Source organism: Syntrophotalea carbinolica DSM 2380, assembly GCF_000012885.1.
GTDB lineage: Bacteria > Desulfobacterota > Desulfuromonadia > Desulfuromonadales > Syntrophotaleaceae > Syntrophotalea > Syntrophotalea carbinolica.
Window position 1 is genome coordinate 2615973 of record NC_007498.2, and the last position, 14217, is coordinate 2630189.

10 protein-coding genes are annotated in these 14217 nt (G+C 53.4%); 6 read left to right on the top strand and 4 right to left on the bottom strand.

Translation table 11 applies throughout. The features are described 5' to 3' along the window. Positions 1 to 25 precede the first annotated feature (25 nt). The 4 genes from PCAR_RS12265 to PCAR_RS17950 all read left to right on the top strand — a co-directional run bounded on the left by PCAR_RS12265 (position 26) and on the right by PCAR_RS17950 (position 6524). Positions 26 to 796 carry an HAD family hydrolase gene (locus PCAR_RS12265; RefSeq protein ID WP_052643420.1) on the top strand — a complete coding sequence of 257 codons (771 nt, stop codon included), beginning with the start codon at positions 26 to 28 and terminating at the stop codon, positions 794 to 796. A 198-nt stretch (positions 797 to 994) separates the two neighbouring features. After that, on the top strand, positions 995 to 2125 hold the full coding sequence (locus PCAR_RS12270) for an efflux RND transporter periplasmic adaptor subunit (RefSeq protein ID WP_011341997.1): 1131 nt from the start codon (positions 995 to 997) through the stop codon (positions 2123 to 2125). Positions 2126 to 2158: 33 nt separating this feature from the next. After that, positions 2159 to 5251 (top strand): efflux RND transporter permease subunit, encoded by a 3093-nt coding sequence (locus tag PCAR_RS12275; protein ID WP_011341998.1) that lies wholly within the window; start codon positions 2159 to 2161, stop codon positions 5249 to 5251. Between the two features lie 373 nt (positions 5252 to 5624). Next, a complete protein-coding gene (locus PCAR_RS17950; protein ID WP_148204340.1) occupies positions 5625 to 6524 on the top strand; it encodes a S1C family serine protease in 900 nt (299 codons plus the stop codon). Positions 6525 to 6540: 16 nt separating this feature from the next. On the opposite strand, the gene PCAR_RS12285 is transcribed toward PCAR_RS17950, so the two are convergent. From PCAR_RS12285 to PCAR_RS17955, 4 genes are all read right to left on the bottom strand, one after another. Continuing rightward, positions 6541 to 7302, bottom strand: coding sequence for an alpha/beta hydrolase (locus PCAR_RS12285; protein ID WP_011342000.1), 762 nt, complete (start codon positions 7300 to 7302; stop codon positions 6541 to 6543). Positions 7303 to 7996: 694 nt separating this feature from the next. Continuing rightward, entirely contained in the window at positions 7997 to 9391 is a 1395-nt protein-coding gene (locus PCAR_RS12295) for an MATE family efflux transporter (RefSeq protein WP_011342003.1), read from the bottom strand. A gap of 456 nt (positions 9392 to 9847) precedes the next feature. Continuing rightward, a complete protein-coding gene (locus PCAR_RS19275) occupies positions 9848 to 10162 on the bottom strand; it encodes a 4Fe-4S dicluster domain-containing protein (RefSeq protein WP_425358609.1) in 315 nt (104 codons plus the stop codon). Positions 10163 to 10345: 183 nt separating this feature from the next. Further along, positions 10346 to 11548 carry a GGDEF domain-containing protein gene (locus PCAR_RS17955; RefSeq protein WP_011342005.1) on the bottom strand — a complete coding sequence of 401 codons (1203 nt, stop codon included), beginning with the start codon at positions 11546 to 11548 and terminating at the stop codon, positions 10346 to 10348. A gap of 235 nt (positions 11549 to 11783) precedes the next feature. On the opposite strand from PCAR_RS17955, the gene PCAR_RS12305 reads away from it, so the two are divergent. After that, positions 11784 to 12785 carry an IS481-like element ISPca3 family transposase gene (locus PCAR_RS12305; protein ID WP_011342006.1) on the top strand — a complete coding sequence of 334 codons (1002 nt, stop codon included), beginning with the start codon at positions 11784 to 11786 and terminating at the stop codon, positions 12783 to 12785. Positions 12786 to 13199: 414 nt separating this feature from the next. Then, positions 13200 to 14168, top strand: a complete 969-nt coding sequence (locus tag PCAR_RS12310) for an NAD-dependent epimerase/dehydratase family protein (protein ID WP_011342007.1) — start codon at positions 13200 to 13202, stop codon at positions 14166 to 14168. Positions 14169 to 14217 lie beyond the last annotated feature (49 nt).

Below are 14217 nucleotides of genomic sequence, written 5' to 3' on the forward strand. Positions count from 1 at the left end.
GGCCCCCTCAGGATTTTTCCGGTTTATGTTGCATTTGAACGCCGATCATGTTTATTATTGTTCAAAGCTGTTGCTTTGCTTTCAACTCGATCAGGAAAATCCCGGGCCGCCACCCTTTTCAAACCGTCCGCTATCCGCTGCGGCCCCGGGACCTGTGCATAAAAAAGGAAAAATACGCATGGTCAAGGGACTTATCTTCGATTGCGATGGCGTGCTGTTCGACAGCCTGCAGGCCAATGTGGCGTTTTACAGCGCCGCACTGGAGCAACTGGGCATGCCGCCCATCGCCCATGACGACCGGGAAAAAATCTATCTCTGCCACACGGTCACCACGCCGGAGTTGTTCGAAGCGATCCTCGGGCCGGAGCGGCTCGATGAGGCGCTGCGCGTTTCACGCAGCATCGACTACACCCGGTTCATTCCCCTGATGGTTCCCGAACCGGGCATCCTCGACGCCCTCGCGCGGCTGTCGTCATGCATGCCGCTGGCAGTCGCCACCAACCGCGGCGGCAGCATGCGCGACATCACCCGCCATTTCGAACTCGACCGCTATTTCAAGACCATCCTCACCTGCAAGGATGTGGAGCGCGGCAAACCCCACCCCGACATGCTGCTGTTGGCCTCCAGACAACTGGGCGTCGCCCCGGAGGAATTGCTGTTCGTGGGGGATATGGATGTGGACCGCGAAGCGGCGCGGCGCGCCAATATCCGTTTCGTCGGTTACCGCGGCAATTTTGCCGACGCCATCAATATCGACAGCCATGAGCAACTGTTCGATCTGGTAGAACAGCTGTAAGTACCGGCACCCCGGTTTCCATCGAGCCGGGGCTCCGATAAAAAATGCTCATTTGCGCATTGACATAACCCACCGCCTCATCCTATCTTCCTGGTCTAAGGCCGGCCGTGAACCATCCGGCGATTTACGTCCGGCAATCCATGCCATCGTTACCACGTTTTACATACCCTCTGTTCACCTCCAGCCTCCGCAGGTGCTATGAAAAAGCGTATTTTTTTTGCCATCGCCATTCTCATCCTGCTGGCCGGCGCACTGACCGGCATTAAAGTTCTGCAGATCCGCCGCCTGGTGCAGCAGGGCGCCGCATACACCCCACCGCCGACCAAGGTTACGGCGGCGACCGCGCAGAAGGCGACATGGGAGACGCTCCTCAACGCCGTCGGAACCCTCGAAGCCATGCAGGGGGTAACCGTCGCCGCGGAACTGCCGGGCAAAGTCACCCGCCTCGCCTTCCAATCCGGAGACGCCATTCAGCGGGGCGACCTTTTGGTGAGGTTGGATACCTCCTCGGAACAAGCCCAGTTGCCGGGCGCCGAAGCGGAGGTCACCCTGGCGCGACTCAATCTGCAGCGTTCTGACCGATTGCTGGCCGAACACATCATATCGCCGGCCGAACACGACCAGGCGGTAGCCGACTACCGCAGCGCCCGGGCGGCGGCCGACGCCATCCGCGCCACCATCGGCAAAAAAACCGTCCGCGCGCCCTTCGCCGGCCGTCTCGGCATCCGTCAGGTCGACCTCGGCCAAATGCTGAGCGACGGACAGGCCATCGTTACCCTGCAACAACTCGACCCCATACATGTCAATTTTCTGTTGCCCCAACAGCAACTTGCCGGCCTGCACGCCGGGCTGCCGGTACGGGTAACGGCGGATACGCTCCCCGACCAAACCCTCGAAGGGACCATCAACGCCATCAATCCCGAGGTCGACAGCGCCACCCGCAATGTACGCATCCAGGCGATTCTGAAAAACCCCGGAGAACAACTGCGCCCCGGCATGTTCGTCAATGTCGCGGTCGTCTTGCCCACAAAGGAACCGGTGCTGACCATCCCGGCGACGGCGATCCTCTACGCCCCGTACAGCGATTCGGTATTCGTCATCGAGGATCAGAAAGATGAACAAAGCGGCGAAATACAGAAAATCATCCGCCAGCAGTTGGTACGTCTCGGCACCCGCAAAGGCGATTTCGTCGCGGTAACATCCGGACTGGAAGAAGGGCAAGCCGTCGTGACTACCGGGGTATTCAAATTGCGCAACGGTCAATCGGTCATCGTGGACAACAGCCTCTCCCCGCAGTTTAAAACCGCACCCACACCGGAAAACAATTAAGAAATCCCTGTTTACCGCCGAGTTGAGGGTATCATGAAATTTACCGACATCTTTATCCGCCGTCCGGTACTGGCCCTGGTGGTCAGCCTCCTCATCACCATAGCCGGCCTGCAGGCCATCCGCACCCTCAACGTACGCCAGTATCCCCGCAGCGAAAACGCCGCCATCACGGTGACCACCGTCTATGTCGGAGCCAGCGCCGATCTGGTGCGGGGCTTTATCACCACCCCCCTGGAGCGGGCCATCGCCGCCGCCGACGGCATCGATTACATCGAGTCCCAGAGCGCCAAGGGAACCTCGACCATCAAGGTACGGCTAAAACTCAACTACGATTCGACCAAAGCCCTGGCCGAGATCAGCTCCAAGGTCGACCAGGTCCGCAACGACCTGCCGCCGGAAGCCGAGGTGCCGATCCTCAATATCGAATCGGCCGACAGCGAATTCGCCTCGGCCTACCTGAGTTTTTCCTCCGATGTGCTGCTGCAGAACGAGATCACCGACTACCTGATGCGTGTGGTGCAACCGCGGCTGTCGGCGGTCGAAGGGGTGCAACGGGCCGAAATCCTCGGCGCCCGCACCTTCGCCATGCGCATCTGGCTCAAACCCGACCGCATGGCGGCCTTTCATATCACGCCGATGCAGGTCCGCGAGGCGCTGGCCGCCAACAACTACCTGTCGGCCGTGGGGCAGACCAAGGGGGCACTGATCCAGGTCAACCTGACCGCCGATACCAATCTGCAGACCGTCGAAGAATTCCGTCATCTGGTCATACACCAGCAAGACGATGCCATCGTGCGTCTGGCCGATATCGCCGATGTGGTGCTGGGGGCCGAGGATTACGACACGGAAGTGCGGTTCTCGGGGCAAACCGCCGTTTTTATGGGGATCTGGGCCCTGCCCAACGCCAACTCTCTCGACGTCATCCGTCGCATACGCGTCGAAATGGAAAGCATCCGCAAGGATCTGCCGACGGGACTGGAGGGACGGCTCGCTTACGACGCCACCGATTACATCAACAACGCCATCCACGAAGTCATTGAAACCCTTGGCGATACCCTGATCATCGTTATCCTCGTAATTTTCCTGTTCCTGGGATCCATGAGGTCGGTGCTGGTACCGGTCGTCGCCATCCCCCTGTCGCTGATCGGCGCGGTCTTTTTGATGCAAAGCTTCGGCTTTACCGTCAACCTCCTCACCCTGCTCGCCATCGTTCTGTCGGTGGGGCTGGTGGTGGACGATGCCATCGTCGTGGTCGAAAACGTCGAACGGCACCTGCGGGAGGGGCAATCGCCGATGCAGGCGGCGATCCTCGGCGCCAGGGAACTGGTCGGACCGATCATCGCCATGACCATTACCCTGGCGGCGGTCTATGCCCCCATCGGCCTGCAGGGCGGATTGACCGGCGCCCTGTTCCGCGAATTCGCCTTTACCCTGGCCGGAGCTGTCACCATCTCCGGTGTCGTGGCCCTGACCCTGTCGCCGATGATGTCCGCCCAGCTGCTGCGCCCCGACATCGAGGAACACGGCCTCGCGGCCCGCATCGCCCGCACCTTCGAGCGCCTGCGTAACGGCTACGCCCGCCTCCTCGACGCCACCCTGGCCATGCGTCCGGCGGTCTATACGGTGTGGATCGTGGTGGGGCTGTTGAGCATCCCCATGTACATGATGTCGCCGGTGGAGTTGGCGCCGACCGAAGATCAGGGGGTCATTTTCGGCATCCTCGACGCGCCCGCCAACGCCACCCTCGACCAGACCAGCCGCTATGCGGCGGCGGCCAACGACGTCTTTTTCAGTGCGCCGGAGACCGAATTCACCTTCCAGATCACCAACCCCTCCGCCGGCTTCGGCGGCATGGTGACCAAACCGTGGCAGCAACGGCAGCGCACGGTGTTTCAGATCCTTCCGGAAATCCACCAAAAACTGCAAGATATCCCCGGCATCCGCATGTTCCCCGTCACGCCGCCGGCCCTGCCCGGAGGCGGGCAGTTCCCTGTGGAGTTCGTCATCGCCTCCACCGCCGACACCGAGCGGATCCTCGAGTTCACCCAACAGTTGCAACTCAAGGCGATACAGAGCGGCATGTTTGCCTTTCCGCCCCTCATCGACGTCAAGATCGACAAACCGGAAACCGAATTCATCATCGATCGCGACAAGGTGGCGATGCTCGGCCTCGACCTGTCCCAGGTGGGCGCCGATCTCGGCGCCATGGTCGGCGGCAATTTCGTCAACCGCTTCGATATCTCGGGACGCAGCTACAAGGTCATCCCGCAAATCGAGCGCAGCGGACGCCTTACTCCCGAGCAATTGCAGAATATCTACGTAACAGGTCCCGACGGCCAGCTGGTCCCCTTAAGCACCGTTGCGAGCCTGCGCGACAGCACGGTACCCCGCTCCCTGAACCGGTTTCAGCAACTCAACGCGGTCAAACTCAGCGGCGTCTCCGTACGCCCCCTGGACGAAGCGCTGACCTTCCTCGAAACCGAGGCGGCCAAAATCCTGCCGGACGGCTACTCGATCGATTACACAGGCGAATCGCGCCAGCTTCGAACCGAAGGCAACCGGTTTCTACCCGCATTCAGCCTGGCAGTCATCCTCATCTTCCTGGTGCTCGCGGCCCAGTTCAACAGCTTCCGCGACCCCTTCGTCATCCTGTTCGGATCGGTGCCGCTGGCCATGTTCGGCGCCATGATCTTCACCTTTTTGAAAATGCCCGATCCGAACGTCCCTTTCTGGACCAACGGCTGGACCACCACTCTCAACATCTACTCCCAGGTCGGGCTGGTTACCCTGGTCGGCCTGGTAGCCAAAAACGGCATCCTCATCGTCGAATTCGCCAATCAGCTGCAACTGCAGGGACACAGCAAACTCGAAGCGGTACGTGGAGCCTCTCTTACCCGTCTGCGGCCGATCCTGATGACGTCCGTTGCCACCATCGCCGGCCATTTCCCCCTGACCCTGGTCACCGGCGCCGGCGCCGCCGCCCGTAACTCCATCGGCCTGGTACTGGTGGGAGGCATGTTCGTCGGCACGATTTTCACCCTGTTCATCGTTCCGTCCATTTACATGCTGGTAGCCCGCGACCATGCCAGGGATATCAAGCGCCGCGAAGCGATGGCGAAAGTATAAACTTCTTTACACCTATACCGGATCTTGCCATAATTTTCGTTAAACTTTACCAACGACACTTTTCTTCCGGCCGGAGATTCTATGGATTATCGTCGGGAAATATGATACGGAGCACGCTTTGATAAAATGTCCAAAATGTGGCTTTGAACAGGAAGATTCCGATACCTGTTTGGCATGCGGGATCATTTTTAGAAAATACACCGAACACCAAAAACACCTTGAAGAAGCGCCCCTAGAACCCTTACCACAGGTTCGGCAAAGGAAAGGAGGCAGTTGGCTCATCGTCATCCTTGCCATTATCGTCGGGCTATGGGGCGGCAAGTTTTTATGGGGAGCCAAACAACCCGGACCGGAAGGAGACTCATCCCCGGCCATGGCCGACGATGGAGCGCCTCCACCCGCAGCCGATAACATAACCATTCCCGTAAACGTAGTGGATAACGACCCCCTATCTTCGCCCCCTGCCGCTACCGCTACACACCAATCCCGCGGTAATCCCATCGAAATGGCCAGAAACGCCACGGTTCTGATTCAAACCCCCTGGGGAAGCGGTGCCGGTTTTTTCGTCGATGATCGTGGACATGTCCTAACCAATCGCCACGTGGTGGAATATAACCGGGAAAACATCAACAAGCTCCGGGAACGCCTGGAACAGCTATACAACGCCCTGGTTCAAGAAAAAAAGTATTTGTCCTCGGTCGAGGACCGTATCGCTGGCCTCCCTCCGGGGGGCACCAAAGAACAGATGAAAGAGCAATTAACCTACCGCCGTTCGGAGTATGACAAATACAAAAAGTTGTACGATGATCTGGAGGCCCAAAAACGCAAAATCGAATACTATACCCCTCTGTCGGATGTACGGATCACCACCATCGATGGCCAGGTCAGGGGCATTTCCGATATCCGCATAAGCGATGATTTCGACCTGGCATTAATTTCTATCAAAGGCAGCCCAAACGGTCCATGGACCTATTTACAACCGCGATTTTCGGCATTACGTCAGGGAGACAAGGTTTATACGGTAGGAAATCCTTCCGGTTTTCAGCATACGGTCACATCTGGCATTGTTTCCGGATATCGCACATACGGATCGAGCACCATGATCCAGACCGATGCTCCTATTAACCCTGGAAACAGTGGGGGGCCCCTGATTGATAGCGACGGCAGGGTCATCGGCGTCAACACCATGATCCTAAAAAATACCCAGGGAATCGGGTTCGCTATTGCTATTCAACATGTATGGGATGAATACTCTTCAAACATTTCCGATTAAAACCGAGGCGTTTCGTTTAACCGCTACATTCTCTGACCACTTCTCGCAGGTGGCCCCAATAGGCGTTTTCGTTAACCTCGCGAATATTATTGTGATAACCCCGTTCAAAAACCACAAGCCGCTTCGCACCACCGGCCAGGGCATAAAGCGATTCGCCATGGGAAACCGATATCAACTCATCATTACGGGTATGCATGATTACGGTGCGTCCGGAGAATCCCGCAAGATTTCCCCGTTGATCAAATACCCTCTCCACAGCGTTCCGCAACGCCTCCGGAGAGATATTCATTTGTTTCGGACGCACCCGTTCCATTATCAATTCGAGGGGATCGGCGATGCCACTCTCGACCACCAATCCTGCCGCGCGGGGGTAAAGTGCGGCGGCATGAACGGCATACAGAGACCCAAGGGCACGACCGAAAAAGATCACCCGGTCGGCGGACACTCCGGTAGCCTCGACAATAGCGGGAAAGTCCTTCAACATATCAGCCAAAAGAGGCCGCCCCTCCGCCATACCGTAACCGCGATATTCCGCGAGCAGCAGGTTGATTTTTAAATCGGCCACTTGCCCGGAAAAGTCGTCGCGATATTCCCTGACTGTTTCGCCGTTGCCATGAAATCGAAACATGGTCATCCCCTCCGGGAAAAAGTTACCGTACCAGCACCCCAGGCGGCCGGCGGCTCCTTTCACGTAAAATGGATCGAGAAACGGGTCGGGCCAGGGATAAAAAAGCCGTGCGGAAATTGCATCGTGATCAAGAATAAACGGGCCGCTCATCGTCATCTTCTCTGCAGGAACAAAACGCTCGATTACGATCAAAAATCGGTATAGGCTGCAATATCCCCGGCCGATTCTCCAAAAAAAATCCGCTTGGCAAGCATGCTTAATTGCCCGGCGGATCCTCTCTCTCTTTTTTGTTCGGACACCGTCAAACCGGCGGATCATCCTTAATGGGGTATCGGCTCACGGGATTCGCAGATCTGGGGCAACCAAGAATTTTTCTGGCCATTCATATCGACATAAAACCGATCGGTGGTACAGAAAAACACACGGCCAAGTTCATGGTTAATGGCGTTTTTAAGATATACCTCAGGACACTTGTCAACGTTATGGCAACATTTTTATTAATCGGATTATCTCATAATCATCCCCTTTTTGAAATGAGGGGGGTACCATCTCTTTATGGTCACCTTTTAAAGTCAGACCCACTTTGGTTTTGAGTAGAATTTAGTGAAATCATCTCTGTACTCACCAAAAGGATTTGTTGAACAAGCTGTGATGCTAGCACGAACTCCGAAGTTACGCCACCAGCTTTCCCAAACGCAGCAGATCCCGCGTTCGCCAATGGACGAAGCTCAACACCTCGAAACAATCTTTTCGACTCTGGCAGCAGAACCTACGTTGTCGGCTTGTTAAAACGTTCCGCCCGATGCTTAACAAGCTCCCTGGTTGCGCTAGCGACATGTTGCGATCATTCTCCGCCGTTCTCCATCCTTGCCATCCCGCGTTGTAACCGGCACAACCGTCCCCCCAGCAACACCGCTGAAATACTCAGCCCGACGACCAGACTTATCCAGAATCCCTTGGCCCCCATGGGCGCTCCCCAGAAAGAGGTCAATGAAAGGCTGTACCCCAAAGGCATGGCAATGCCCCAAAATGCGACCAGTATCAGCAACAAAGGAACACGGGTGTCTTTGTAACCTCTTAAGGCGGCGATGGCGCCAACCTGAAACGCATCGGAAACCTGATAAAGGGCATTGAGGTACAACAACCCCACTACCATGCCAATAACCTGGCGATCGAAGGTATAAAGACAGGCAATCTGTTCAGCGAAAAACACCGTAAAAGCCGCGGTCATAATTGCAATCACCGTATTCATCAGTAAACCGGTCCTGGTCGTCAGACGAGCCAGGTCCCGAGCCCTCGATCCGACGGCATGGCCCACCCTGATGGTAATGGCGCTTGAAACACTCAATGGGATCATGAAGACCGTGGCCGAATAATTCAGGGTGATCTGATGGGAAGCCACTACGCTTGCCCCTAACGGCGCAAGAAAAAGCGCAATCAGGGCGAAAACACTCGACTCCACAAGCAAAGAACACCCGATAGGGAAACCGAGACGCAGGATATGCATGGCCCCTTCTTCTCCACAGGACCGGCGAAAATCAAAACAATGCGTAACGGCGTAGCCCCGCCCCCATAAAATGGTTGCACACATACATCCGCACATAAACCACAACGTGAGAGTCGAGGCCCACCCGCAACCAACCCCGCCAAGCGCTGGAAAACCGAGTTTGCCATAGATAAACACAAAGTTTGCAGCAACATTTATCGGCAGGCTCGCCAGACCGATAAGCATGCTCGGCCGGGCCAACCCCATTCCCTCGCTGAGATTTCGCAATAAAAAAAAGACCGCCGCAGCCGGCAAGCCCCAGGCTATCGCCTTGAGATAATTTGATGCAATCGAAGCGACCTGTGGAATCACCTCCATAAGAACAAAGACCCCGCCGGCATGACGTAACATAAGCATAGCCATAACCACCATCGGCAAGGCTACCCATAGCCCACGACGCACCAAAGGGCCGGTCTCTGTGGTTCGGCCTGCCCCATGCATTTGAGCGACCATCGGCGTCACGGCCAACAATACCCCATAGATGAACAACGAAACAGGGATCCACAAACTGGCCCCAACCGCCACGCCGGCCAGATCAGTGGCACCGACCCGCCCGGCCATGACCGTATCCGTAAAGGCAAGGGCCTGTTGCGCAAGGTGTGCCGTCAAAATGGGGCCCGTCAGTTTCATCAGAGCGAAACTTTCGATCTTCATTCCGCATAGTCGCGATTTCGCTACCGGAAAAATGTTCATAAACAATATCCTACGGCCTCATACCAGAGGGCAAACGGCCGTGTTAAAGGCTAAACTCCCGCTTTTCACCAAAAGGCAGAAAACCCGGGGTACCAACAATTTCATGGCTATCATTCAACCCGCATAAAGATCAAATGAAATGACTTACTGACGGGAATTTTTTTGCCGCAAAGGTTACAATTCAGCAACCATCGTTAAACAGGCCAGCCAAGCCGGTCACAGGCGAAACAGGCATATAACAGCATGAATACATATGCTGCCGTTAAAATGGAGACAAACCGGAAGTAAGGGATTCAACGCACCGCCTGAGTGGGACCATACGGCTGTTTCTCTGGGGGTCACACCCAGGGTAATTTTCAATGATGTCGACGGATATAAGAGTCTAGAAGATTCGCCGAGAAAGCCGTTCAAAAAAAGAGATAGGAGGGGGATGGTGAAAAGCCGCAGGGGAAAGCATTAAAGTTCACAACAGAGTGTCTCGACAATTTTACAATAACGGGGAAACACTTTACTTAATCTGCCCGTTATTTCATTTCGGACAAGACTTAGAACTGTGATTGCAAGATCGGGACATATGCATGCGCAATATGCACACCCCCAACAATGGCCATTATCTTTAATATCGGCAACGGGATGATTACTATTGCTATCTGTAGTTTTTAAATAAAGAAGATGCCTCGGGCAGGAAATTGTACAAAGACCGCACCCTTTGCAACGGTCTCCATCTATTTTAATGCGAGCAAACATAGTTTGTCCTCGATAAAATGACATGACATCATCTTCAGGACAAAGCTAACAGCCATCAACCTGCGAGTCAATCGTTTAAAAAAAACCAAATATCACATTGAATCTCCGCTAAAACGTCTCTCCTCGGGCGAATACCATTAATGGAAATATTTAAAACTGAACGAAAAATCCCATCCGCTAACTTTACAGTAAAACAAACCATCTAAATCAGACACAGCAACCGTGCGAATCGCTGGACCACATGCGCAACTGGTTCCGACCGCTGTTTTTTGCTTCGTATAGAGCACGGTCGGCTCGACCGATAACCTCCTCAATGGAAATTTTCGAGCCCGGCGACAATGAAACAAATCCCACACTGACCGTTAAACTGACTTCACTTCGCCCGGCCAGCAAATCAGCTGATTCAATTTTCTCCATAAGTCGCCTGCCGATTGTTTCAACAGTCTGGCTCGAAGCACCCGGCAGCAAAACGGCAAATTCTTCGCCACCATATCTGCAGGCCGTATCGCACTGACGAACGGAATCACCTATGATATGAGCGACAATAGCCAGAACCTCATCCCCGGCCATATGCCCCAATTGATCGTTGACCTCTTTGAAATAGTCGATATCTATCAACATAAGGCTCAACTCCTGACCATCACGGTGCCCAGGTTCCAAAGCTTCACGCAAAACGGAGAAAAAATGCCTGCGGTTGGGAAGTCCGGTGAGAGGGTCTTGCAGAGAAAGCCGCTCCGCTTTTTCACGTTGACCATCAACCTCTTCCAAGGCTTGATATAAACGATAGGACTGGTCTTCCATAGTACATTTATGGATAAATTCTTTCCTCTGGGTCAACTCCATAGCGTAACAGGCAAACATACCACCAATATTGAAAAAAAAGAATATAAACAGATTGTTCAATAAAATAGCGCCTGGAACCTCTGTGTAAGCCAGGCTGACCGCTATATATAGAAAAAACATTCCCCAGGACAAAGAATTTGACAACAATTGCCTTGGCTGAAACACATAATAGAAAAGACAACAAAGCATAAGACCGGCATAATATAGATGCTCAGCTGGAGACGGCGCATTTGCTATCATAAAAAGCAGGCCGCCGCCTGAGACAAATCCGGCAATAACGGATATAGCTGTGTGATGCTTTTTATAAATGGGGCTACCAATAAGGAAATAAATAGAAAGTAACAGGGGACAAACCAAAAAAAACCGTATAAAAACGCAGTATCTCAATATTTCTTTAAGAAAAAACATATCCAGCATAAAAAATATTGCATATAAAAAAGCACCGCCAAGATAAATCAATCGTGGTACAAAATGATTATTCAAGACAGCTTCTTGAATATAGGCTTCCTCAAGACCGGGATCTAAAAACTTCAATGTTGTACTCATATCGCAATTTTCAAACTGCATCACTATTGTCCCCGTAAATAAAATTAATTCGCTTCTTGGTTGGCGAAAATTGCCTAAATATGATGTCCCGGACAAAAGCGAGGCATGGCCCGAGCCTATGGGAAACAACCGATGAATTCCTCATCAGTACCTGTTGGGTCCCGGATGATTCCATTAGCAGAAAAAGCTTCCCGTTATTCTTAGCTCGGGATATGCTTTTTGATATTCTCTGCGGTGAAATCTAAAGGAGTCTGACATGACGATACGGTTACACGCTAATGCCACAACGACCCCGAAAATCCGACGATATATCCAAGAGTCGGAAAAATCGCACAAGGCTTTAGCTAAAGAACTGGGCATATCCATTGACACGGTACGTCGCTGGCGCAAACGTGACGATGTTCACGATCGGTCTCATACGGCACACCGACTGAATACAACGATGACCGAAGCCCAGGAAGCTGTTGTCATCGAGTTGCGTCGCTCTTTGTTGTTGTCTCTCGATGATCTCCTGGTCGTCACTCGGGAATTTGTCAATGCTGACGTCTCTCGTGCGGGACTTGACCGTTGTTTGCGACGACATGGGGTATCCCGATTGGCGGACCTGATCCCGAAAGAGGAAACGGCCAACAACAAGCCCAAAACATTTAAAAACTACGATCCGGGGTTCGTTCATGTCGATATCAAATATTTGCCACAGATGCCGGACGAAACCTCTCGGCGTTACCTGTTTGTAGGCATCGACCGTGCTACCCGCTGGGTTTACCTGGAAGTGTGCAAGAGCAAATCCGCCCAAGCCGCAAAGGGCTTTTTGAATCGCCTGGTAGCCAAAGCGCCATTTGTGATCAAAAAATTGCTCACCGACAACGACAAGGCATTCACGGATCGATTTTCCACTGCTGGAGAGAGAAAGCCAACAGGGAATCATGTATTCGACAAAACCTGCGTTCAGCATGGTATTGAACATCGGCTTATTCCTCCACGCCACCCTCAGACCAACGGGATGGTTGAGCGATTCAACGGTCGCATCAGCGAGGTTTTGGCAACAACCCGGTTCGATTCCGCCGAAAATTTGGAGCAGACATTGTTACGTTATGGTTATCTATACAACCAGCATATTCCTCAGCGAGCGTTGGGGCATAAAACTCCCATACAAGCTCTGAAGGATTGGCAAAAAAAGAAACCAAAACTTTTCCGTAAACAGGTCAGGAATCATGCGGGACCTGACAAGTACCACCGAAGCGGCGCACCGGCGTAAACCCTGTTTTATGAATAGCACAAACAGAACCAAACGGCAGGCACTGTATGAATCTTTATCACATATCCACCTTGCCGTCCTAGCACGATTTCCGGATGAAATATAATATGTGCGACTCCGACAGAAGTCTTTCACTATATTCGCCACCCTCTGCACGCCCAACGAAAACCGATCCCCCCGGACTTAAACATGCCTCACCAAAGCGGGAAAGCATCCCGATTCGTGAACAGGAAAAACAATCGGAGTGCATTAGCATGCGTTTTAAAAACTTACTCATCATACCAGAAAAATGTAGTATCATTCAGGCTGGCCTGAACCTGAAAATACTTTGCACATCTCTTTGGCTTTCTTACAACGTGGTCCACATCAGGCAAATCGGATGCACACCAGCTGTAAAACAAAACGAGAATCATCATGCCAAGAATTCTTATAGCTGGCGGAGCCGGCTTCCTGGGAGCCAATCTGTCAAGAAGGCTCCTCAAAGATAACAACGAGGTGGTTTGCCTCGACAACCTCTCAACCGGTCACTACCAAAACATTAGAGACCTTACCCCCAGTCCCCGGTTCGAATTCATAAAAGCCGACATCGTCGACCCCATCAACTTGAGCTTCGACAAAGTATTCAATCTTGCCTGCCCCGCTTCCCCCCCGCAATACCAACGCCTTGCCCTGCAGACCATTGATGCCTGCACTCTCGGCGTGCGCAATCTCCTCGAAGCCACCCGGCGCAACAATGCGCGCATGCTGCACGCCTCGACTTCCGAAGTTTACGGCGATCCGGAAATTCACCCGCAGATTGAAAGTTACCGGGGCAACGTCGGAACACTGACAGATCGCGCGTGCTACGATGAAGGCAAGCGCCTGGCGGAAACTTTATGTTATGAATACCACAAACGCGGGTGTGCGGTACGCATTGCCCGACTGTTCAATACTTATGGCCCCTTCATGGATCAAGACGACGGCCGGGTCGTATCCAACTTTACCATCAGCGCCCTGACTGAACAGCCCTTGACCATATATGGTGACGGATCACAAACCCGCTCATTCTGTTACGTCAGCGATACCGTAGAAGCCTTGCTGCGTTTCATGGATTTAGCGGGGGACAACCTCCCCGTATACAACCTCGGAAACCCCCGCGAAGTCCGCATCGTTGACCTTGCGCATTCCATCCTGCAACTGACAGGCAGCAACGCACCGATGCATTTCCACTCTCTGCCCGAAGCGGATCCTAAAAAACGCAAACCTTGTATTAAACGTGCGCATCAAACCATGAACTGGCTACCTCGGGTCAGCCTGGAATCAGGACTTCTTCAAACCATAGATTATTTCACGCAGTTACTTCGGCAACAAACAAACGAGACAGGCCTTGCCGGGACAGCGTAAAGCTGCATATTGCGAAAGCTCACCGTTTCATCCACTAAAAGGAAAGTCA

Excerpts from the sequence above, each read along its gene's own strand:
- PCAR_RS17955 (WP_011342005.1), bottom strand. The coding sequence starts at position 11,548 with ATGCAGTTTGAAAATTGCGATATGAGTACAACATTGAAGTTTTTAGAT.
- PCAR_RS12265 (WP_052643420.1), top strand. The coding sequence starts at position 26 with ATGTTGCATTTGAACGCCGATCATGTTTATTATTGTTCAAAGCTGTTG.
- PCAR_RS19275 (WP_425358609.1), bottom strand. The coding sequence starts at position 10,162 with ATGTCATTTTATCGAGGACAAACTATGTTTGCTCGCATTAAAATAGAT.
- PCAR_RS12275 (WP_011341998.1), top strand. The coding sequence starts at position 2,159 with ATGAAATTTACCGACATCTTTATCCGCCGTCCGGTACTGGCCCTGGTG.
- PCAR_RS12285 (WP_011342000.1), bottom strand. The coding sequence starts at position 7,302 with ATGAGCGGCCCGTTTATTCTTGATCACGATGCAATTTCCGCACGGCTT.
- PCAR_RS12295 (WP_011342003.1), bottom strand. The coding sequence starts at position 9,391 with ATGAACATTTTTCCGGTAGCGAAATCGCGACTATGCGGAATGAAGATC.
- PCAR_RS12270 (WP_011341997.1), top strand. The coding sequence starts at position 995 with ATGAAAAAGCGTATTTTTTTTGCCATCGCCATTCTCATCCTGCTGGCC.
- PCAR_RS17950 (WP_148204340.1), top strand. The coding sequence starts at position 5,625 with ATGGCCGACGATGGAGCGCCTCCACCCGCAGCCGATAACATAACCATT.
- PCAR_RS12310 (WP_011342007.1), top strand. The coding sequence starts at position 13,200 with ATGCCAAGAATTCTTATAGCTGGCGGAGCCGGCTTCCTGGGAGCCAAT.
- PCAR_RS12305 (WP_011342006.1), top strand. The coding sequence starts at position 11,784 with ATGACGATACGGTTACACGCTAATGCCACAACGACCCCGAAAATCCGA.